At 66.1% G+C, this 22,095-nt stretch carries 14 protein-coding genes and 2 tRNA genes; 6 read left to right on the forward strand and 10 right to left on the reverse strand.

Translation table 11 applies throughout. From position 1 onward, the window contains the following. Positions 1–21 precede the first annotated feature (21 nt). Positions 22–4,245 carry a Pls/PosA family non-ribosomal peptide synthetase gene (locus ABIB29_RS03445; protein WP_354170045.1) on the forward strand — a complete coding sequence of 1,408 codons (4,224 nt, stop codon included), beginning with the start codon at positions 22–24 and terminating at the stop codon, positions 4,243–4,245. A 25-nt stretch (positions 4,246–4,270) separates the two neighbouring features. On the opposite strand, the gene ABIB29_RS03450 is transcribed toward ABIB29_RS03445, so the two are convergent. From ABIB29_RS03450 to bcp, 6 genes are all read right to left on the reverse strand, one after another. Beyond that, complete coding sequence (locus ABIB29_RS03450) at positions 4,271–7,519, reverse strand: efflux RND transporter permease subunit (protein WP_354170047.1); 3,249 nt, start codon at positions 7,517–7,519, stop codon at positions 4,271–4,273. A gap of 70 nt (positions 7,520–7,589) precedes the next feature. Next, the gene (locus ABIB29_RS03455) at positions 7,590–9,095 is read right to left on the reverse strand and encodes a malate:quinone oxidoreductase (protein ID WP_354170049.1); all 1,506 of its coding nucleotides are present in this window, start codon (positions 9,093–9,095) and stop codon (positions 7,590–7,592) included. A 79-nt stretch (positions 9,096–9,174) separates the two neighbouring features. After that, positions 9,175–10,803: an ABC transporter substrate-binding protein gene (locus tag ABIB29_RS03460; protein ID WP_354170303.1), complete on the reverse strand. Its 1,629-nt coding sequence runs from the start codon at positions 10,801–10,803 to the stop codon at positions 9,175–9,177. A 348-nt stretch (positions 10,804–11,151) separates the two neighbouring features. Then, positions 11,152–11,826, reverse strand: a complete 675-nt coding sequence (locus ABIB29_RS03465) for a fasciclin domain-containing protein (RefSeq protein WP_354170051.1) — start codon at positions 11,824–11,826, stop codon at positions 11,152–11,154. Positions 11,827–12,122: 296 nt separating this feature from the next. Continuing rightward, positions 12,123–12,204, reverse strand: a tRNA-Leu gene (locus ABIB29_RS03470). A 160-nt stretch (positions 12,205–12,364) separates the two neighbouring features. Beyond that, positions 12,365–12,838, reverse strand: a complete 474-nt coding sequence (gene bcp, locus ABIB29_RS03475; RefSeq protein WP_354170053.1) for a thioredoxin-dependent thiol peroxidase — start codon at positions 12,836–12,838, stop codon at positions 12,365–12,367. A 117-nt stretch (positions 12,839–12,955) separates the two neighbouring features. On the opposite strand from bcp, the gene ABIB29_RS03480 reads away from it, so the two are divergent. Then, positions 12,956–13,429, forward strand: coding sequence for a MarR family winged helix-turn-helix transcriptional regulator (locus ABIB29_RS03480; protein ID WP_354170305.1), 474 nt, complete (start codon positions 12,956–12,958; stop codon positions 13,427–13,429). 106 nt (positions 13,430–13,535) lie between these two features. After that, a complete protein-coding gene (locus ABIB29_RS03485) occupies positions 13,536–13,676 on the forward strand; it encodes a hypothetical protein (RefSeq protein WP_354170055.1) in 141 nt (46 codons plus the stop codon). A gap of 49 nt (positions 13,677–13,725) precedes the next feature. Here ABIB29_RS03485 and ABIB29_RS03490 read toward each other — a convergent pair whose 3' ends face one another. The 4 genes from ABIB29_RS03490 to ABIB29_RS03505 all read right to left on the reverse strand — a co-directional run bounded on the left by ABIB29_RS03490 (position 13,726) and on the right by ABIB29_RS03505 (position 16,882). Further along, positions 13,726–14,268 carry a hypothetical protein gene (locus tag ABIB29_RS03490; protein WP_354170057.1) on the reverse strand — a complete coding sequence of 181 codons (543 nt, stop codon included), beginning with the start codon at positions 14,266–14,268 and terminating at the stop codon, positions 13,726–13,728. 118 nt (positions 14,269–14,386) lie between these two features. Beyond that, positions 14,387–14,462, reverse strand: a tRNA-Lys gene (locus ABIB29_RS03495). A 116-nt stretch (positions 14,463–14,578) separates the two neighbouring features. Further along, positions 14,579–15,736, reverse strand: a complete 1,158-nt coding sequence (locus ABIB29_RS03500) for a PQQ-dependent sugar dehydrogenase (RefSeq protein WP_354170059.1) — start codon at positions 15,734–15,736, stop codon at positions 14,579–14,581. Between the two features lie 48 nt (positions 15,737–15,784). Next, complete coding sequence (locus ABIB29_RS03505) at positions 15,785–16,882, reverse strand: sunset domain-containing protein (protein WP_354170061.1); 1,098 nt, start codon at positions 16,880–16,882, stop codon at positions 15,785–15,787. 105 nt (positions 16,883–16,987) lie between these two features. On the opposite strand from ABIB29_RS03505, the gene ABIB29_RS03510 reads away from it, so the two are divergent. From ABIB29_RS03510 to ABIB29_RS03520, 3 genes are all read left to right on the forward strand, one after another. Then, positions 16,988–17,926: a LysR family transcriptional regulator gene (locus ABIB29_RS03510; RefSeq protein WP_354170063.1), complete on the forward strand. Its 939-nt coding sequence runs from the start codon at positions 16,988–16,990 to the stop codon at positions 17,924–17,926. A 129-nt stretch (positions 17,927–18,055) separates the two neighbouring features. Next, positions 18,056–19,777, forward strand: coding sequence for a dihydroxy-acid dehydratase (ilvD, locus tag ABIB29_RS03515; protein ID WP_354170065.1), 1,722 nt, complete (start codon positions 18,056–18,058; stop codon positions 19,775–19,777). A 419-nt stretch (positions 19,778–20,196) separates the two neighbouring features. Continuing rightward, positions 20,197–22,095, forward strand: coding sequence for an acetolactate synthase large subunit (locus tag ABIB29_RS03520; protein ID WP_354170067.1), 1,899 nt, complete (start codon positions 20,197–20,199; stop codon positions 22,093–22,095).

The raw sequence follows: 22,095 nt of genomic DNA on the forward strand, positions 1-22,095 counted from the left end.
AGGCAATCCATGAGTAAAAAGGTGAGAGTCCCAAGTGGCGTCACTGCCCCCGATGAGCTGCGCGGCAAGATCTTTACCGACGGCGGTGCGGTGGAGGGAACAGTCCTGACTTCGGCCACGACGGACCAGGCCGCCCGCTGGCAGCAGGGCGAGCGGCTGGACCAGCTGTTCGAGGATCGCTGTGACCGGTTGCGTGACGAAGGACTGGGCGCCCAGATTGCCGTGGACGCGGGGGACGTGGTCTTGAGTTACCTGGAGCTGGATGCACGGGCGAATCAGCTGGCGCGCCACCTCCTCGCCTGCGGAGCCCGGCCCGGGGACCGCATCGCGCTGCTGTTCGACCAGCCGTGGCGCGCCTACGTGGCCATGCTTGCGGCGCTGAAGATCCACGCGGCTTACGTGCCCCTGGACCCGGGATTCCCCCCTGACCGCCTCAAGTACATTGTCGAGGACGCCGATGTCGCGGTGGTACTGTCCTTGTCGCATCTTAAGGACCTGCTGCCTGAGGTCGCGGCCCAGACGGTCTGCCTTGACCACGTGCAGGCTCACGTCGACGCGGAAGACTCCTCCCGGTTAGACGGAGTGGAGATGGGCGGGAAGGTTGATGAACTGGCTTACATTATCTACACGTCCGGCTCGACTGGACGGCCGAAGGGCGTGGCCGTAGAGCAGGCCAGCATCTGCAATTTTGTCCGTGTGGCGTCCGCGTATTACGGCATTGAGTCCTCGGACCGGGTCTACCAGGGAATGACGATCGCCTTTGATTTTTCGGTGGAGGAAATCTGGGTCTCCTGGATGGCAGGGGCCACCCTGGTGCCGAAGCCGGGCGGACCGAGCCTGCTGGGGGCCGAGCTGGCTGAATACCTGCAGGAGAAGAGCATCACGGCCCTGTGCTGTGTTCCGACCCTGCTGGCGACCCTTGATGAGGACCTGCCCGGTCTGAGGTTCCTGCTGGTCTCCGGTGAGGCGTGCCCCCGGGATCTCGTGATCCGCTGGCATCGCCCCGGGCGCCGCTTCCTGAATGTCTACGGGCCTACCGAAGCGACAGTGACGGCCACATGGGCCCTCCTTGACCCTGACAGGCCGGTGTCGCTGGGGGTGCCCCTGCCCACTTACTCGGCTGTCATTCTGGACCCCAACGAATCCCGCGCATTGCCCGCCGGGGAATCGGGGGAAATAGGACTCGCAGGGGTGGGCCTGGCGCGGGGCTACGTCAACCGGCCGGATCTGACCGAGCGGGCGTTCATTCCGGATTTCCTCGGGATCGGGAACAATCCCTCCGGCCGGATTTACCGCACCGGGGACCTGGGCCGGATAAACGTTGCGGGGGAGATCGAATACTTTGGCCGGATCGACACTCAGGTCAAAATCCGCGGGTATCGCATTGAGCTGACCGAAATCGAATCGTTTCTGCTGCAGCTTCCGGGGATCGCGGCGGCAGTGGTTCAGACCTTTGAACCTGCGGGCGGATCCGTTGAGCTCGCCGCCTACTACACTATCCGCCAGGACGTCGCGAGCATCGACGCCGGGGAGATCCGCCAGATGCTCCGCACCCGGCTTCCCGGCTATATGGTTCCCGGCTATTTCGAACAGCTGGATTCCATGCCCATGATGGCCAGCGGCAAGGTGGACCGGAAGCGCTTGCCTCCGCCGACGCACCGGCTCAGCCTGGCCGGCAACGGAACCTATACCGCCCCGACCACGGAGGCCGAGGAATCCCTGGCAGAGCAGCTTGGTATGGTGCTGGGTCTGGAGAAGGTGTCCACGGACGCGCACTTCTTCAACGACCTGGGCGCGGACTCGTTGCTGATGGCCCACTTCTGTGCCCGCCTCAGAAAAGAAACCGGGCTGCCGCCAGCGGCCATGCAGGACGTCTATCAGCACCCCACGGTGCGTCAGCTGGCCGAGTGTCTCCAGACCAGGCGCATTGCAGCTGAACTGATTCCGGCCACGCCGGCGGTTGACCTTGCACCCCCGGCACCGTTGCCCCGCGTCAGCTCCATCCAATACGTCCTCTGCGGGGCCATCCAGCTGCTGGTATTCCTGGGCTACACCATGTATGCCGCCTGGCTGATAGTTTTCGGCTTCGAATGGGTGTCCGGGGGAACCACGCCCCTTGAGATGTGGCTGCGGTCCATAGGCTTCGGGATCGGCACGTTCCTGATCCTGTCCCTGACCCCGATCCTCGTGAAATGGGTTCTCGTAGGGAGATGGAAGCCCGGGCTGATTCCCATCTGGAGTATGGCCTATCTCCGGTTCTGGGTGGTCAAAACCCTGACGCGGGCCAATCCCCTCGCGCTGTTCGCGGGCTCACCGATCTACGTGCTGTACCTGCGGCTCCTGGGGGCAAAGATCGGCAAAGGGGTGGTGGTCTTCTCCCGGACGGTGCCGGTGTGCACGGACCTGCTCACCATCGGTGACAATACCGTCATACATAAGAACTCCTTCTTCCTCTGCTACCGGGCACGCCCGGGTGTCCTCGAAAAGGGTCCCGTGACGTTCGGCAGGAACGTGCTGGTCTCGGAGAAGACCACTTTCGACATCGGCACCTCGATGGGGGATGACAGCCAGCTTGCGCATGCCTCGGCACTGCAGACGGGGCAGGCGGTGCCTGACGGACAGAGCTGGCACGGTTCCCCCGCCGAACGCACGGCCACCGACTACCGGAGGGTTCCGGCGGCGAACTGCAGCACCCGCCGGCGGGTTATCTTCAGCCTGCTCCAGTTGTTCAACCGCCTTGTCCTCGTCGTCCCGGTCGGTGTCCTCGGGCTGGCCGCGCTGCTGCCTTCCTACCTGGACACCGGGCACCTGCAGTTGGGTGCCTTCGCGTTCTTTGTCGATACAGCGGCTTTTACACTGGTCGTGTTCATCGCCGGGCTGTTCGGCGGCCTCATCTTTGTCCTCACCGTTCCGCGTCTGCTGAATCCCTTCCTCACGCAGGACAAGGTCTATCCGCTGTACGGGGTGCACTATTCGCTGCAGCGGATGATGGCGGGGATCTCCAACGCCGGCATTTACAAGAACCTCTTCGGCGACAGTTCCTACATCGTTCACTACCTGCAGGCCTTGGGCTATGACCTGGGCAAAGTGGTGCAGACCGGATCCAACTTTGGCCCGGCAGTCGCCCACGAATCGCCGTTCCTGAGCACCGTGGGATCGGGAACCATGGCCTCGGACGGTCTGAACATGATGAACGCGGACTTCACGAACACTTCATTCCGCCTCTCACGTGTCAGCGTCGCCGCCCGCAACTTCCTGGGCAACGACATCACCTTCCCGATTGGCGCCCGCGTGGGGGAGAACTGCCTGCTGGGCACCAAGGTGATGGTTCCGATCGACGGTCCCACCCGGTCAGACGTCGGCCTGCTGGGCTCGCCTCCGTTCGAAATTCCCCGGTCAGTGCAGCGCGACGCGCAGTTCGATGAAAGCAAGCTGGAGGAGGCGAAGGACCGGCTCCTCCCGGCGAAGAACCGGTACAACATCCGGAGCATGGCAATTTTCCTGGCCTTGCGCTGGTTCCTGGTGTATGTCGCTGCCCTCGCCGGTGCTGTCGCCGTGTCGGGGCACGGCTACCTCGGTGTGCTCGCGGTTTCCGGCGCAATGCTCGGCTTCATGCTGTTCAGCACCTTCTTCTCCATACTGGTCGAGCGCTCGGTCATGGGCTTCCGCCGGCTCAAGCCGGAATACTGTTCCATCTACGACCGCTACTTCTGGCGGCACGAACTGCTCTGGAAGCTGCTGACCGGAGCGCCCTTCGGCGGAACTCCCTTCAAATCCGTGTTCATGAGAATGCTGGGTATTAAAGTGGGCAAGCGGCTCTACGATGCAGGCTGTGGCATTCCGGAGAAGACCCTGGTGACGATCGGTGATGACTGCGCGCTCAACGAAGGAACCGTCATCCAGGGCCATTCCCTGGAAGACGGCACCTTCAAATCCGGCCGTATTGTCCTCGGCAACCGCTGCACCGTAGGGGTGGAGGCCTTTGTCCACTACGGGGTGACCATGGGCGACGGCTCCACCCTTGAGGCCGACGCGTTCCTGATGAAAGGCGAAGATGTCCCGGAAAACGCCACGTATGTCGGCAACCCGGCACGCGAAGTGAGCTCACCGCGTGACCAGCGCCCGGCCCCGCCCGCCGGGCCCCGCCACCGCGCAGTGACGGCAATGGCCGGAAGATCCCATGCACCGGCAAGGGCGGCACACAGCGCCCACGCCCCGCGCCGCCACAATGCGGTCCGGATCTGACGGGGTTCCCGCGGACCAGCGCCCGCTAATGCGAGCCCGAGGGGACCCGTGCGTCGTCGGAAACGTCATCCGGGAAGTCGTCGGGGACGGCCCCGGGGGCGGCCCGGCGGCCACGGGAACGGGTCCCCAGGGAACCGGCATCCGCTCCGGCATCCGTACCGGAAGCGGCACCCGGCCCGGCCTTGGCCAGGGCCTTCCGCTCGCGCCGTCCCTCCACGAGGCGGTAGAGCACGGGCACCAGGACCAGGGTGAGGGCGGTGGAGGAGATCAGGCCGCCGATCACCACGATGGCGAGCGGCTGCGAGATGAAGCCGCCGCCGCCGGTCAGGCCCAGGGCCATCGGCGTCAGCGCGAAGACGGTGGCTAGCGCCGTCATCAGGATCGGCCGGAGGCGCTGGCGGGCGCCGTGGGTAATCGCGTCCGCCACGCTCATTCCGGGTTCGCCGTTCCGCGGCTCGCGGTACTGGTTGATGAGGTCGATCAGCACAATGGCGTTCGTCACCACGATGCCCACCAGCATCAGCATGCCAATCAGTGAGGGCAGGCCCAGCGGCACGCCGGTGATGAGCAGCAGGCCGACGGCGCCGGTGGCGGCGAACGGCACGGAGACGAGAAGGATCAGCGGCTGGATCAGCGACTTGAATGCGGCCACCATGATCACGTAGACAATTGCGATGGCGGCGAGCAGGGCGAGGCCGAGCTGGCCGAAGGATTCCGCCTGCTGTGTCGTGGCGCCACCGATCTCTGCCGTGACGCCCGGCGGCAGCTGGACGGTGTCCAGCCGGGCCTGCACTTCGGTGCTCAGCGCGCCGAGGTTGGCGCCCGACGGCGTGACGGATACGCGGGCGGTCCGTTGGCCGTTGCTGGCGGTGATGGAGACGGGGACGTCGACCTGCTCCACGGAGGCGATGCTGACCAGCGGCACGGGGCCCGCCGCCGTCGGCAGCGGGGTCTGCCGGACGGCATCGATGCTGGTGAAGCGGGTGCCTTCGCCGATGCGGACCGGGTAGTCGTTCGTGTCGATCCGCACGGTTCCGGCCGGGACGGGGCTGATGGTGGAGGCGAGCACACCGGCCACCTGTTCCTCGCTCAGGCCCGCCGCGACGGCTTTGGCCCGGTCCACTTTGACCTGCACTACCGGCTGGCTGGCGGCCAGGTTGGTGGCCACCTCGGAGGAGCCGGGGACGCCCTCCATGGCGTTGACCATGGCGTCGCTCGCGGTCCGGAGGTCGGTGGTGGTGGCAGCTTTGAGGGTGATGTCCACCGTTGAGGACGTGCCGAAGCCGCCCTGCTGCGAGCCCACGCTGATCTTGCCGGAATCAGGGATCCTGGCAAGCTCGCTGCGGACGGTGTCCTTGAGTTTGCCCTGGTTAGCCTTTTCCTCCGTCACCACCGTGAAGCTGGAGTTCGAGGCCCCGGACGACAGCAGCGCGGAGAAGCCGGTCTGGGCGTTGCCGGTGGTGACCTGGACGTCTTTGACGCCGTCGATCTCCCGCAGGACTTCCTCGACCTTGACGGCCGAGGCACTGGCTTCGGCCAGGCTGGTGCCGGCGGGGAGCGCCTGCCGGACCGTCATACTGTTTTCGCCGGAGTTGCCCAGCAGGTCGGTGGCCAGCAGCGGGGTCATGGCGGCGGTGCCGCCCAGGACCAGCACGGCGGCGATCAGGGTCACCACGGGATGCTTCTGGGTCTTGGTCAGGACCGGGAGGTAGCCGCGCTGCAGGACGGTGCGCTGCTCCGCCTCGTGGGCCTTCGCCGCAATCTCCCGGGCAGAGCCTTGCTGGGCTGTGCCCGCCTGGTCGGCGGGGTTCCGCAGGAACCAGTACGCCAGCACCGGGACGATGGTCAGGGAGACCAGCAGCGAGGACAGCAGTGCGATGGTGACGGTCAGCGCGAACGGCCGGAACAGCTCACCGGCCAGGCCGGCCACGAAGGCGATCGGCAGGAAGACGGCCACGGTGGTGAGGGTCGACGCCGTGATGGCACCGGCGACTTCCCGGATGGAGGTCTGGATCGCGGTGATCTTCGCCTCGCCGTAGCTCAGGTGCCGCTTGATGTTCTCGATGACCACAATCGAGTCGTCCACCACGCGGCCGATCGCGATGGTGAGCGCGCCGAGGGTCAGGATGTTCAGTGAGTAGCCGGTGGCCGAGAGCCCGATGAACGTGATCAGCAGGGACAGCGGGATGGAGACGGCCGTGACCAGGGTGGCGCGGACGGACATCAGGAACACCAGGATCACCGCGACGGCGAAGCCCAGGCCCAGCAGGCCCTCTGTCGTGAGGTCCTTGATGGACTTCTCGATGAACGGTGCCTGGTCGAAGATGGGCGTGAACCGGGCATTGGAGCCGAGTTCGGCCTCAAGCTCGGGGATGGAGTCCTTCACCGCATTGGAGATGCCGACGGTGTCACCTTCGGGCTTTTTGGTGACGGACAGGGCCAGCGTTTCCTGGCCGTTGGTCCGGGTGATGGAGGTGCGGGCGTCCTCGGCGATGCTGACGTCCGCCACGCTGCCGATGGTCGCGGCGTTTTTGGTGCCGCCCAGCGGCAGCGCGTTGATGGCATCGAGCGAGTCGACCGGGCTGCCGATCTGCAGCGCCAGCGTCTTGCCCTGCTCTTCGATGGTGCCGGCCGGAACGAGCGCCCCGTTGTTGCTGAGCGCCTCGCGGATGGCCTGGATGCCCGCGCCGGAGGCCGCCATTGCCTCGGGGCGGGGGAGGATCTTGATGTGCTGTGTGGCCCCGCCGGTCACCTCGGCACCGCGGACGCCGTCGAGCTTTTGCAGCCGCGGAACCGTGAGCCGGGCCAGATCGGCGTTCAATTCGCTGAGCGGCTTGTCCGAGGAGACGGCGAGGAACACAATCGGGAAATCGCTGATGCTGCCGGCGATCGCCTGGGGCTGGACGTCGTCCGGCAGCGACCGTTTGGCGTTGGAGATGGCACGGTCGATCTGGTTCCGGGCACGGTCCAGGTTCGAACCATAGGTGAACACCATGCTGATCTGGGAGACGCCGTTGCGCGAGGTGGACGACGTCGATTCCAGGCCCTCCACGCCCTTCAGGGCCGTCTCCAGCGGGCTGCTGACCTGCTTGTCCACGACCTCCGGCGAGGCGCCCGGCATTGACGTGAGGACCGTGATTTGCGGGAACTCGATGGACGGGATGAGCTCCTGCTTGAGCGAAGACATCGTGATCACGCCGAAGACCGACGCGAAGACGGTCACCAGCGCGATGAGGGCCCGGTTGGCCAGCGACAGCTTTGCGAGACGGAACATCTCAAGGTCTCCTGATGGGTTGACGGACGTGCTTCCAAGGGATCAAACCGGCCGCAACCCGGAGCGGGCATCAGTTGCGCGAGGCGCTGACCGGTTCCAGCTGCAGTGCCTTGGCCGTATCGGCTTCAAGCTGGGCGGCGAGGTCCGGGTTCTCGTTGAGCTTGACGCCATAGCCGGGCATCATTTCCTTGAACCTGGGCTGCCAGCCCTTGAACTGCTTCGGGAAGGACTTCTGGAGCAGTTCGATCATGATCGGCACCGCCGTGGACGCGCCGGGTGACGCGCCGAGCAGGGCTCCGATGGATCCGTCGCGGCCGGCGATGACTTCAGTGCCGAACTGGAGCACGCCGCCCTTCTTCGGGTCCTTCTTGATGATCTGTACACGCTGGCCGGCGGTGATGAGTTCCCAGTCGCCGTCCTGCGCCGCGGGGTAGTACTCGCGCAGGGCCTCGACCTTGGCGCCGTGCCGTTTGGCGACTTCCTTGATCAGGTAGGCGGTCAGGTCCATATTGTCCTTGCCCACGGCCAGCATCGGGATGATGTTGGAAGGCCGGATGGACCGTGGCAGGTCCAGGTAGGAGCCGTTCTTCAGGAAGTTCGTGGAGAAGCCGGCGTAGGGGCCGAACAGCAGGGAGCGCTTGCCGTTGACGAAGCGGGTGTCCAGGTGGGGGACTGACATGGGCGGGGCGCCCACGGAGGCCTGGCCGTAGACCTTGGCGCTGTGCTGGCCGGCGAGTGTCTCGTCGGTGCAGCGGAAGAACTGGCCGGAGACCGGGAAACCGCCGTAGCCCTTGCTTTCCGGAATCCCGGAGGCCTGCAGCAGGTGCAGGGCTCCGCCGCCGGCGCCCACAAAGACGAACTTCGCGTGGATCGAGCCGTGCTCGCCGGACCGGGGGTGCTTGAGCGTGAGGTCCCAGCCGCCGTCGGAGGCGCGTTTGATGCCGGAGACGTTGTGGCCGTAGTTGACCTCCACACCGTTGTTCCCGAGGTAGGTGGTCAGCTCACGGGTCAGGGCACCGAAGTCGACGTCGGTCCCTTCCGCGGCGCGGGTGGCGGCGATCCGCTGCTTCGGATCGCGGCCCTTGACGATCAGCGGGGCCCACTTGGCGATCCGGGCGTGGTCCTCGGAGTATTCCATGGAGCGGAACAGGGGGTTCGGCTTGAGAGCCTCGTAGCGGGTGCGCAGGAACTTGGTGTTGTCCTCGCCGATCACAAAGCTCATGTGCGGAACGGTGTTGATGAAGCCCTTGGGGGAGCCGATCATGCCGTTCGTGACGAGGTGGGACCAGAACTGGCGGGACAGCTGGAACTGCTCGTTGATGAGGAGCGCCTTGGCGGGATCCACCGAGCCGTCTTTGGCTGCGGGGGAGTAATTAAGCTCACACAGCGCGGCGTGTCCGGTGCCGGCGTTGTTCCAGGGGCCGGAACTCTCCAGACCCGGCTCGTCCAGCTTTTCGAACAGGGAAATCGTCCAGTTCGGCTCGAGCTGCTTCAGGAAGGCACCGAGCGTGGCGCTCATGATGCCGCCGCCAATCAGGACGACGTCGGCATGTTGGGTCTTTGAAATGAAAGTCACAATCAGTCTCCGATAGCAGCGGGTCTGGCTGTCACAGAATATCCCCGGACCCGCCGCATACTGAAATTGGCTCCGCCCGTCAAGGCTTTAGTTCCACCTTTGTGAAAACTTCATTCAGTACGGGCGACGCCGGGTACTTCAGGACGCGGTCCGAAAGGGCCAGGGCCGAGATCGGGAAGGCGATCGGCACGGCGGGGACCGTGGCGGCGATCTGTGCGTTGATGGTCTGGTACTGCTCCGTCCGCTCCGTGCCGTCCGGCAGGCCGCGCGCCCGGGCGATCTTGGAGAAGACCTGCGGGTCCTGGTAGCCGAACTCGCCGGTGTTCTCGCCGAACAGCGGGCCGACGAAGTTGTCGGGGTCGGCGTAGGAACCGTTCCAGCCCAGCAGATGCAGGGCGTGGTCGCCGGGGGATGTGACCTTCTGGAGGTACCCTTCGGACCATTCGACCGGCACCGGCTTGATGTTGAGCCCGACGGCGGTCAGCTGCTTGCTGATTTCCGCGTAGACCTTTTCCGGTGTCGGGAGGTATGGCCGGGTGACGTTCAGCGGATAGTAGAACTTCAGTTCCTCGCCCTGGTAGCCGGCCTCGGTGAGCAGTTCCTTGGCCTTGGCCGGATTGTGGCCCAGGGACGGGGCGTTGTTGTTGAAGCCGCTGAGCTTGGGCGGAACGAACTGCGTCGCCTGGGCGGTGTTGTCGATGAAGAACCTGCGGATCAGGGTGTCCTTGTCCAGGGCCATTTCGATGGCCTGGCGGATCTTGAGGTCCTGCAGGGTGGGCACTTCCTGGTTCATCCCCAGATACATGACGGAGAAGGGATCCCGCTGGATGATCTGCTGGCCGCGCTTTACGAGCTGGTCGAAGTTGCCCACGGTCACGGCGTCGTAGGCGTCGATCTTGCCGTCGAGCAGGGCCTGCATCCTGGTCTGGGTGTGATCGTAGGTGACAAAGTTGATCGTCCCGATCTGGCCCTTGTCGCCCCAGTAGTCCTTGTTGCTGGCGAGCGTGATGCTGTCCGGTTCCCAGGACGTAAAGACGTAGGGGCCGGTTCCCACCGGGTGGAGCCCGTAGGCGGAGACGGGCTGGCCGTCGCGGCTCTGGTTCAGTTCGTCGGCGTTTTGGGACGCGAGCGCCTGGGGGGAGGAGATGGCGAAGGCGGGGAGCGTCAGGGCCTGCAGGAACCCGGTGAAGGGCTGGGTCAGTTCGATCGTCACATTGTCCGCGGCAGGGGCGGCGCAGCCCTTGTAGATGGAAAGCGACGCCTGGTCCACGTGGGCCTTGAAGACGCCCTTGAACGTCGTCCCCGGAGCCTGCTGGCGCAGCGTCTCGGGGAAGTTAAACCAGCGGTCAAAATTGCTGCAGACGGCCGAGGCATCGAAGGGGGTACCGTCCTGGAAGGCAACGTTTTCGCGGAGCTTGAACGTGTAGGCGCGGCCGTCGTCGCTCGCCGTCCATTCGGTGGCCAGCAGCGGCGTGGGGTCTCCGGTGGTCTGGTCCACACCGACGAGTCCCTCCAGGACCTGGCGGGTGATCCGGTAGGACTCAATGTCGGATACGAGGGCGGGGTCCAGCCCGAGCGGCTGCGAGGCGGTGCCGAAGGTGAAAACGGCGGTGGGGGCGGCATCGGTGGAGCCGGCAGAGGCATCAGTGGAGCTGGCCGTGCCCGGTCCCGGTCCGGGGGTTCCGGTGCAGGCGGCCAGCGGCAGCATCAGGAGCACAGCACCGAATCCGGCTGCGACGCGGCGCGCAGCACGGGTCCGCGCTCCGATGGCCCGCGCTGGACTGGCATGGCTGGCGCGCGCGATGCGGCTGGACGCTGTACTTCTGGGCACTCGGGTATCACCTCGGGGACTGGATGGACCGCCGGCTGCGGAACAGGGCCATTGTAGTTGACCGGCCCGGACGCTCGCTGTGAGCCAGGCTGGCCCCCGGAGGCCGTCCCCGGGGCTACCCAGGCGGCACACAAGCGAAGGCCCGCACCACGGGTGCGGGCCTTCGTTTCTCCTAGTTGGCCCAGTGAGTCAGGCTGGAACCGCAGCAGGAGCGCTTGGTGCTGGCTACTTGGGCATCAGGACTGAGTCGACCATGTAGACAGTGGCGTTGGCGGTCATGACGCCGCCGCAGACAACGTTGGCGTCATCGACCATGAGGGCGTCCTTGGTGCCGGTGACGGTCACGGAACCGCCCTGGACGGTGGCGTGCGTGCCGACGATTTCGTCCGGGCTGATCTGGCCGGGAACAACGTGGTAGGTCAGGATCTTGCTGAGCAGGGCATCGTCCGTCTTCAGCGTTTCGATCGTGGCGGCGTCGATCTTGGCGAAGGCGTCATCCGTCGGTGCGAAGACCGTGAACTCGCTGCCGTTCAGGGTGTCCACCAGGTCGACCTTGGGGTTGAGCTTGCCGGACACCGCGGCGGTCAGGGTGGTGAGGATCGGGTTGTTGGACGCCGCGACCGCTACCGGGTCGAGGGCCATTCCGGAGACGGAGCCGGCGCCGCTGGGGACCTGCTCGGCGTAGGCTGCGCAGCCGGCACCGACGAGGTTGGCGGCCGGGTCCATGGCAGCTGCCGAGCTGGTGGACGGCGACGGTGCCATGCTTGATTCCATCGGCGTGGCGGCCGGAGCCGAGGAGGCGGGCGCCGTGGTGGTGGATCCGCCACAGGCAGTGAGGCTGAGCATGGCTGCAGCAGCGATTCCTGCAACGGAAAGAGTCGTGCGCTTGATGGTCTGCATTTCGGTTTCTCCTTTGTTGTGCCGATCGTTGCCAGCGGCGAACTGTTACCGCTTTGGCCCTTTTCCGACTTGTCGGGCACCGACCCTTGGTTGGTGTCTCAATGGGTATTCGCGGGGTCCGGGGAAACGGATGGGTGGAGGATGAAAATTCTTTTTTGCGCGTTTGATGTGCAGCCAAAATGCCCGGATTTGAGCGTCTTCGACCGGGACAGCGGCCCGGTAAGTCTTCGGTTGGACTGGGTTGGGAGCGGGTTAAAGGACAGGAGCCCCGGTCCGTAGACCGGGGCTCCTTAGTGTGCGCAAGGGGGGATTTGAACCCCCACGCCCGAAGGCACAGGAACCTAAATCCTGCGTGTCTGCCAATTTCACCACTCGCGCGCAGCACCGGCACCGAACACGTCCGGGGACGGTTGCGGCGGATGCCAGCCTCCATTGTACATTTCGCACCATGCGCCACGGTGCTTCGTCCCGCCGCGCTTGGGCGGGCCACGGCCGACGGCGGGAGGCCGTCTTACCGTGGTCCGGCAGGGTCAGGCGGCTACGCGTCGACCTTGAGGTCCCGGCGGAGCTTTGCGACATGCCCGGTGGCCCGGACGTTGTATTGCGCGACGGCGACCTTCCCGTCAGGGTCGACGACCACCGTGGACCGGATGAGACCTTCGTACGTCTTGCCGTAGTTCTTCTTCTCGCCCCAGGCCGCGTAGGCCTCGGCAACGGTGTGGTCAGGATCCGACAGGAGGGGGAAGGTAAGTCCTTCCGCGGCCGCGAACTTGGCGAGCTTGTCCACTGAATCGGGGGAAATGCCCACCACCTCGTAGCCTGCCTGCTGCAGGGACGCCAGGGAATCCCGGAAATCGCAGGCCTGTTTTGTGCACCCAGGGGTGGAAGCCGCCGGGTAGAAGTAGACGACGGTGCTGCGGCCACGGAAGTCCTCGAGGGAGACGTCCTTCCCGTCCGGGTTCTTCAGCGTAAAAGCCGGCGCCGTATCACCGGGGATGAGTCGTTCAGGCAACTTGTGCTCCTTCGTGGGGTGGCCGCCGAATGGTCTTTAGCGGCGAGATACTAAGCTTAATGAGCGTCGATGGCGGCGCCGAATCCCAGGCTCGCTATACTCATTGGTATGCCTGATATGGATCGCTGGCCCACTGGGCGCCTATTGTCCACGGCAGCACGCCTTGTTGAACACTCCTGGAACGAAAAATTGGGGGCCATTGGCCTGACCCATGCCGGGGTCATCGCCATGGAAGTGCTCTCCGTCAACGGACCCATGACCCAGGCGCAACTTGCCCAATTGGTGCGTGTACAGGCGCAGACCATGGGGAAGACGCTCAGCCGGCTGGAAGCACACGGCCACATTTCCCGGCAGCGCAGCGCCTCCGACCGCCGCAGCCACGTGGTGTCCCTGACCGACCGGGGCCGCGAAGCAGTTGCTGAAGCCGCGGACATGGAACGCTCCGTGCTCGCTGCCGCCTCCATCGACCCCGATGTCTTGCGGCAGGAACTTCAAGCTGTTGTCAGGGAACTGGCAACCAGGATTTCCTCGTCCGATGTGAAGGCGATTGTCACCCCTGTTGAACCGAACATGCCGGTCGAGGCCAACTAGGCCACAGGCCAGCCCGCTCCGAACCTGTCCGGAACTCCCACCTTCCGGTCCGGGCGTTTCCGTGTCCCTCATCGAAGCGGACGCCACCTGCGCCTAGGCTCAAGGGATGGATCCGAAACCGACGGTGCAGCTCGAAGGGCAGACCTCCATCAATGAGCTGCTCGACGAGCCGGTCGGGGCATTACCGGTGCAGCTGGCACTGCCCATCCACTTCCAGCTGGCTGCTGCGGTCCGGCGTGACTCCTAACCTTTCGGGCCGACCCTTCGCCGGGCTTTAGCCGCGGGCCGGCCAGCTTTTAAGGGACCGTGATTTTGATGCCGGCGACTGCCCCGGTCCATGCGCCGGTCGGATCCTGGCGGGTCAGGTGGGCACTGACGTACCCTCGTTGCAGTTGGACAACCCGGGTTTGGACTCCTGAGCAATCGAAGACCAGCGATAGCGGTTCGGTCCCGGCCCCATCCTGGGACAGGACGATCTGGGCCTGTGAGGCGCCCACACAGGCTGCGGACACAGTGTGGGGACCGGCTGCCAGTACGGTTGCTGCTTTGCTGAAGCCGACCCCGGGCCCGTCAGCCGGGCCGGCGTCGGCCAGGAGGACTGACCCTGGGGCCTTTGCCAGGCGCTGATGCAGTTCTGCGAAGTTGCGCGCTTCAACGCTTAGGACGTCCTTGTCCTTCGCCGGGACTGTGGGCGCAGGCCGGTGGGTTCGCTTGGCCGGCGTCGGCTGCGGATCAACCCCGTCCTCATAGGCGCAGGCGGCCAGGCCTCCGGCCAGCAGGAGGCCGCCAATGAATGCCGCAGTGCAGCGGACTGTTCGTGTTCCCCCAGCACCAGACATGCGCCGAGTCTACGGTCCGTTCACTGCACAACAGGGCAAATTCCCCGCGGGTCCAGATTAAGACAAACGAAAACCCCGCCTTCATGGCTTGTGGCCAGTGAAGACGGGGTTTCTTTGGTGGTGCACCCCCCGGGACTCGAACCCGGAACCCATTGATTAAGAGTCAATTGCTCTGCCAGTTGAGCTAGAGGTGCATCTGTTGTTTTCGTTCCCCGCGGTCTTTTTGTTCCCGCGTTGTTCTCCGCAACGACATGAAACTCTACACGAGTTTGGGCGGAGTGTGAAATCGGGCCGGGCGCCGGCCCGGGGCTCACTCCGGCAGCTGCAAAACCAGCACAAAATCAGGGTTTTTGTTGTTGCTGAGCACCCACAGGCGGCCGTCCGGAGCCAGCGAGACGTTTCGGATCCTGCCGTACATCCGTGTGAAATAGCTCACAGGATCACCGGCGAATTCGCCGTTCAGGGGGACCGCCCACAGCCTCTGGCCGCGAAGCGCGCCGAGGTACGCCGTGTCGCCGACGATTTCAAGCCCGCTGGGAGAGGACTCCGCCGTCGATGGCCACACCACCTTCGCGTCGAGGAACCCGGCGCGGTTCGGCGCGCCCGTGACCTCCGGCCAGCCGTAGTTGCCGCCGGGCACGATCAGGTTCAGCTCGTCGTCGACCTCGGGTCCGAATTCGCTCGCCCACAGCCGGCCGGCGCTGTCCCAGGCGAGCCCCTGGACATTGCGGTGGCCCAGGCTGTACACCGGATTGTCCGGGAAGGGATTGCCCGGCGCAGGGCGTCCCTCGGGAGTGATGCGCAGAATCTTGCCGCCGAGGGCGTTCACGTCCTGGGGCTGCCCGCGGCGCTGCGAATCGCCGGTGCCGACGTACAGGTGGCCGTCCGGCCCGAACCGGATGCGCCCGCCGTTGTGGGTGGATGCTTTGGGGATCCCCTTGAAGATGACCTCCGACGGTCCCGGCTCCAACTTTCCGGCACGTTCCTCGAGGCGCAGCCGCGCGATCCGGTTGTCACTCGCGGAGGTGAAATAAGCGTAGAGGTACCGGTCCCTCGCGAAGTCCGGGGACAGCGCCAGCCCCAACAGCCCGCCCTCGCGGTCGGCGACGACGTCGGGCACCTTTCCAATCGTGCCGGCCTTGCCGTTGCCTGAGCCGGGCGCGATGGCCCGGAGCCGGGCGGTCTCGCGTTCGGAAATGACGGCTGTGCCGTCCGGCAGGAAGACCGTGGACCATGGCACCTGCAGCCCGGCGTCGATCTTTTCGACCAAGGTCGGCTGGTCGACGCCCGACCGGTTCCCGGCGGGGGCGGACCCCTCGGGGCCGGGGGTTGTCGCGGTGCTGCCGCTGGCCGGGGGAGCGGTGGCGTCGGGTGTGGAACTGCCGCCGCCGCCCGGGGTGCAGCCGCTCAGCACGATCGCGACGGCAACGGGGAGGCCCGCCCACCGCCCTGCCCTCGTCCTCATCATCGGTGCCCCGGCTTCCGTTCCCCGGTTCCCAGCCGCCCGTTCACCGGGCTACTGCCGCGTCCGCCGCGGCGGCCGGAAGCCCGCAGCCTCGGCGTGCGCCGCGGACAGGAACCAGACCTCGGCGCGGGTTTCCTCGAAGGCGGGGCTGGTCTCTTCGTGGTAGACCATCGAGGAGGCGTTGCCCTTGACCGTGAAGCCCTCGGGACCGCTGCCATCGGGAGCCGGTGCTGCCGATCCCTCGCCATACGGCTGGTCGACGGCGAGGTGCCCGGAGGGTTCGGCCGTGTGGCCTACTGCCGTCTCGGACGCAGCCGAGGACATGGCCGTCTGCCGGGTCTCGGCCTCGGCAAGGCTGGCTCCACCCGCTGCCTGCTCCGGTGCCGGTGCCGGTGCCGCTGCCTGCTCCGGTGACTGTGCCTGCGCCTGTGCCTGCGCCGTCGGTATTGCCGGCTCGGCGGTCCGGCCTGCTTCGGCCGCCGCGTCAAAGCCGGGAGCAGGCTCAGTCTCAGCCGCGGCGGATTCGGCGCCGGGGAGGGTGGGGGCGTGGGCCTCGGTGTATTCAGGGTGGTGCACCGGGACGTCTGCCGCCGCCGCCGCACCGCCTGCGGCCGCGGCCGCCGTGTGGTCGCCATGGCTGCCGGAACCCGGCTTCTGATGGAGCTCGGCATGCGGCTCGGCCGGCGGTGTCTCGGACCACTGGGTTTCCCACTCGGGGCTCGCCCCGGCCGGGGCAGCATCACCTGCCGCCTCAGCGGCGGGCTCGGCTGCGGGGGCCGGTGCAGGGCGTGCCGCCGCCGCGCGCGCTGCAGCATGCGCCTCAGCGGCTGCTTCATCGTCGGCGGCCGCGACGGAGTCGGGCTTGGGTTCCGGTTCGGCTTCGGGTTCTGCCTGGTTGAAACCGGCAGCGGTCGGCATCCAGGCGAGGCCCGCTGCCGATGCGGAAGCGGCAGACCCGCCGCCTGAAAGGGCGCCGCGGTGGGGGGCGTCGTGGTCGGCGTCGTGCACGTGGGGAGGGGCGGAATCGTGGGTGGCTGCGGTCCCGGTGCCTCCGGAGCCGGAGCTGCCGCGGGAGCTGTTGCGGTTAAGCAGCCACCAGACGATCGCGACAATCGCCACAATGACGACGAGCCAGATGATCCAATCCATAGCAGAGCCTTTCTGTCCATGAGGCAAAGGTTGCCGTCGCTTGACGGTACGTCTGCGTCAAGGGGGCTGTCCAGCCTCCAAGTCGGCGCCCTGTAGCCTCTCCTCATGGATTTCAAGAGACTGCGTATTCTCCGCGAGCTCGCCGACCGCGGCACGGTCGGCGCCACGGCGGAGGCCATGAAGGTAACGCCCTCCGCCGTCTCGCAGCAGCTCAAGACCCTGCAGGAGGAACTGGGGGTCGTGCTGGTGGAGAAGTCGGGCCGGGGAGTGCGCCTGACCGAGGCTGGACTCGCGATGGCGGGAGCGGCTGCCGAGGTCTCCACCGCCATGGCCCGCGCGGAGGCCACCATCGACACGTACCGGCGCGGCTGGCAGACCCATGTCAAAGCCGCGTTCTTCCCGAGCGCCGCCGAGATGTTCCTCCCCGGGCTCCTGCACCGCGTCAAATCGATCGACGGTCTCCGCTTCCAGGCGCACTTCGAGGACCCCAACGTGGCCGGATTCGCGGGCCTGACGTCCGACTATGACATCGTGCTGGCCCACAGCGTCGATGGGCCGGACGTCTTCGCCCGGCTGGGACTGACGGTCGTGCCGCTCCTTGACGAGCCCCTCGACGTCGCCATCCCCGAGGGCCATGCGCTCGCGGGGAAGGCAACGCTGCGGGCGGAGGACGTCATTGGCTTCCCGTGGATGGGAGTTCCCGAGGGATTCCCCTTCGACACCGTGCTCCGCCAGATCGAAGTGCAGGCCGATTCACCTGCGGTCCGCGCCCAGACGTTTCCCGACCTGCGGGTCCTTGAGGCCCTGGTCAGCGCCGGGCACGGGCTGAGCCTGCTCCCGCGCTACACGGCACTGAAAAACCAGGGCCGCGGCTTCGTGCTGCGCCCGCTGGCCGGGGTCAAGGCCAGCCGCAGTATTGTCGCCCTTGCCCGGCCCGACGTGGCCGCCCGGACCACCATCCAGCAGGTGCTCACCCTGCTCAAAGCCGAAGCGCAGTCCGTCGCCGAAGCCCCGGAGCTGCGTGACGCCGCTCACCTCAATTGACCCGCTCCGCGACCATTTGTCCACCACGTGAGACGGGAGTCCACTATTTGGTCGCAACATTCCCGGTTTTACGCTTAATGCTCCCTTCCGGGTCGTTGGGCCCCGCGACGGAGCCATAGACTTTGACCCATGAGTGAGGACACCCAAACAGCGACAGACACCAAACCGGACATCAAGCCCCGCAGCCGGGTCGTTACCGACGGAATCCACGCCGCGCCCGCGCGCGGGATGTTCCGGGCGGTCGGCATGGGCGACGACGACTTCGCCAAGCCGCAGATTGGTGTGGCCAGCTCCTGGAATGAAATCACTCCCTGCAACCTTTCCCTGAACCGGCTCGCCCAGGGCGCCAAGGAGGGCGTGCACGCCGGCGGCGGGTTCCCCATGCAGTTCGGCACCATCTCCGTCTCTGACGGCATCTCCATGGGACATGAGGGTATGCATTTCTCCCTGGTGTCCCGTGAAGTCATCGCCGACTCCGTGGAAACCGTGATGCAGGCCGAGCGCATCGACGGCTCCGTGCTGCTGGCGGGCTGCGACAAGTCCCTGCCCGGCATGCTCATGGCAGCCGCGCGCCTGGACCTCGCCGCCGTCTTCCTCTACGCCGGCTCCATCATGCCCGGCTGGGTCAAGCTGGAGGACGGCTCCGAAAAGGAAGTCACCCTCATCGACGCCTTCGAAGCCGTGGGCGCCTGCGCCGCCGGCAAGATGAGCCTGGAAGACCTGACCCGCATCGAAAAGGCCATCTGCCCGGGCGAAGGCGCCTGCGGCGGCATGTACACCGCCAACACCATGGCCTGCATCGGCGAGGCCCTGGGCATGTCCCTGCCCGGCTCGGCCGCCCCGCCCTCGGCAGACCGCCGCCGCGACGACTTCGCCCGCAAGTCCGGCGAGGCAGTGGTCAACCTCCTGCGCAAGGGCATCACCGCCCGCGACATCATGACCAAGAAGGCGTTCGAAAACGCGATCGCCGTGACCATGGCCTTCGGCGGCTCGACCAACGCCGTCCTGCACCTGCTCGCCATAGCCCGCGAGGCCGAGGTCGAGCTGACGCTGGATGACTTCAACCGCATCGGCGACAAGATCCCGCACCTGGGTGACCTGAAGCCGTTCGGCCGCTACGTCATGACCGACGTCGACAAGATCGGCGGCGTGCCGGTCATCATGCGGGCGCTGCTCGACGCGGGCCTGCTGCACGGTGACTGCCTCACCGTCACGGGCAAGACCGTCGCGGAGAACCTGGCGGCAATCAACCCGCCGGACCTGGACGGCAAGATCCTCCGTGCCATGGACAACCCGATCCACAAGACCGGCGGCATCACCATCCTGCACGGAACGATGGCGCCCGAGGGTGCCGTCGTGAAGAGCGCCGGGTTCGACGCCGACGTCTTCGAGGGCACCGCCCGCGTCTTCGAACGCGAGCAGGGTGCGCTGGATGCGCTCGACAAGGGCCAGATCAAGGCCGGCGACGTCGTCGTCATCCGCTACGAGGGCCCCAAGGGCGGACCGGGGATGCGCGAAATGCTCGCCATCACCGGCGCCATCAAGGGTGCAGGCCTGGGCAAGGACGTGCTGCTGCTGACCGACGGCCGCTTCTCCGGCGGAACCACGGGCCTCTGCATCGGCCACGTTGCCCCGGAAGCCGTCGACGGCGGCCCCATCGCCTTCGTTCAGGACGGCGACCGGATCCGCGTGGACATCGCCGCCCGCAGCTTCGATCTCCTGGTCGACGAGGCGGAGCTCGAATCCCGCAAGGTGGGCTGGGAGCCGATCCCGGCCAAGTTCACCAAGGGTGTGCTCGCCAAGTATGCCAAACTCGTCCACAGCGCCTCCACCGGTGCCTACTGCGGGTGATTTTCCAGGCCTGGGTGACCAGGCTTAATAAGGGCGGCTCCGGGGGCCCCGGGGGCACGGCGTCCGCGCCGTACCCCGGGGGAGGAGACTCCCGCTCTGCAGGACCAGACTGTGGACAACGAAGTCCAAATAGTGAGACAGGGCGCAGGCTCGTTGACACGCGTCTCACTAAGAGGGAAAACTGAACGCATGATCGCATTCGTTACCGCTGGCGCCACTGCAGGTGTCTCCGTCGTACTTACCAAGCGCGTGGCTCCATAGCCTCCACTGGTAACGAACCGTCACGCGCAAACCCCTCGAAGAGCCGCCAGGCTGAGGGGTTTTTTTATTTCAGCACCACCGGTACACCAGCATCACTGGGTACCTGCCGTTTTACGATCACCGAAGATCCAACCGAAGATCCACAAAGGAAGAGTCCGATGAGCAAAGGATCGCCGATCAGCCCCTCGCTGATGGCCAATAAGTCCGCTGGAGCCACCAAGGCTTCGGAACGCGTCGAGCGTCCGGCTGACGCCGGCGTCGACACTGCTGCCGTCTCTCCTGTCCTTGGGCCGAACAACGTCGTACCCCCGACGGTGATGACCGGTTCACAAGCAATTGTCCGCTCGCTCGAAGAACTCGGCGTGGAGGATATTTTTGGTTTGCCCGGTGGCGCGATCCTGCCCACCTATGACCCCTTGATGGCTTCCCGAATGAACCACGTTCTGGTCCGTCACGAACAGGGAGCCGGCCACGCCGCGCAAGGCTACGCCATGGTTACCGGACGGGTCGGCGTCTGCATCGCCACCTCGGGTCCGGGTGCCACCAACCTCGTCACCGCCATCATGGATGCCCACATGGACTCCGTGCCGATGGTGGCCATCACCGGCCAGGTCTCCAGTGGAGTCATTGGCACCGATGCCTTCCAGGAAGCGGACATCGTCGGCATCACCATGCCGATCACGAAGCACTCCTTCCTGGTAACCGACCCCAACGACATCCCCCATGTCATGGCCGAGGCGTTCCACCTGGCCTCGACCGGCCGTCCGGGTCCCGTCCTGGTGGACGTTGCCAAGGACGCCCAGCAGGGGCAGATGACCTTCTCCTGGCCGCCCAAGATCGACCTGCCCGGCTACCACCCCGTGCTCCGGGGCCATAACAAGCAGGTCCGCGAGGCCGCCCGGCTTATCGCGGCAGCCAGCAAGCCCGTGCTTTACGTGGGCGGCGGCGTCGTCAAGGCGCACGCCTCGGCGGAACTGCTGGAGCTCGCTGAACTCTCCGGCGCCCCCGTGGTCACCACCCTGATGGCCCGCGGAGTCTTCCCGGACTCGCACCCGCAGCATGTCGGCATGCCAGGCATGCACGGCACGGTCTCCGCCGTGACCGCGCTGCAGCAGTCGGACCTGCTGATCACGCTCGGGGCCCGCTTCGACGACCGGGTGACCGGAGTCCTGAAGTCCTTCGCCCCGAACGCCAAGGTCATCCACGCGGACATCGACCCGGCCGAAATTTCCAAGAACCGCACCGCCGACGTGCCGATCGTGGGCTCCGTCAAGGAGATCATCCCGGAACTCAGCGAGGCCCTGCGCGCGCTGTTCGCCGTCTCCGGCACCCCGGACTACACCAACTGGTGGGCTTTCCTGAACAACCTCAAGGAGACCTACCCGCTGGGCTGGACCGAACCCGACGACGGCCTCAGCGCCCCGCAGCGCGTGATCGAACGCATCGGCGCCCTCACCGGCCCCGAAGGCGTGTACGTCGCCGGCGTGGGACAGCACCAGATGTGGGCCTCGCAGTTCATCAAGTACGAACGCCCGCACGCCTGGCTGAACTCCGGCGGGGCCGGCACCATGGGCTACGCCGTACCGGCCGCCATGGGCGCCAAGGTGGGCAACCCGGACCGCGTGGTGTGGGCAATCGACGGCGACGGCTGCTTCCAGATGACCAACCAGGAACTGGCCACCTGCGCGATCAACAAAATCCCGATCAAGGTTGCCATCATCAACAACTCCTCGCTGGGCATGGTGCGCCAGTGGCAAACCCTGTTCTACGAGGGCCGCTACTCGAACACCGACCTCAACACCGGCCACGACACCGTCCGGATCCCGGACTTCGTCAAGCTGGCGGACGCCTACGGCTGCGCCTCGTTCCGCTGCGACCGCGACGAGGACATCGACGCCACCATCCAGAAGGCCCTGGAGATCAACGACCGCCCCGTGGTCATTGACTTCGTCGTGAGCCCCAACTCCATGGTGTGGCCGATGGTCCCCTCCGGAGTCAGCAACGACCAGATCCAGGTTGCCCGCAACATGACCCCGGAATGGGAAGAGGAGGACTGA

It is taken from the genome of Arthrobacter sp. UYEF36, assembly GCF_040547025.1.
In the GTDB taxonomy this organism is placed as follows: Bacteria; Actinomycetota; Actinomycetes; order Actinomycetales; family Micrococcaceae; genus Arthrobacter.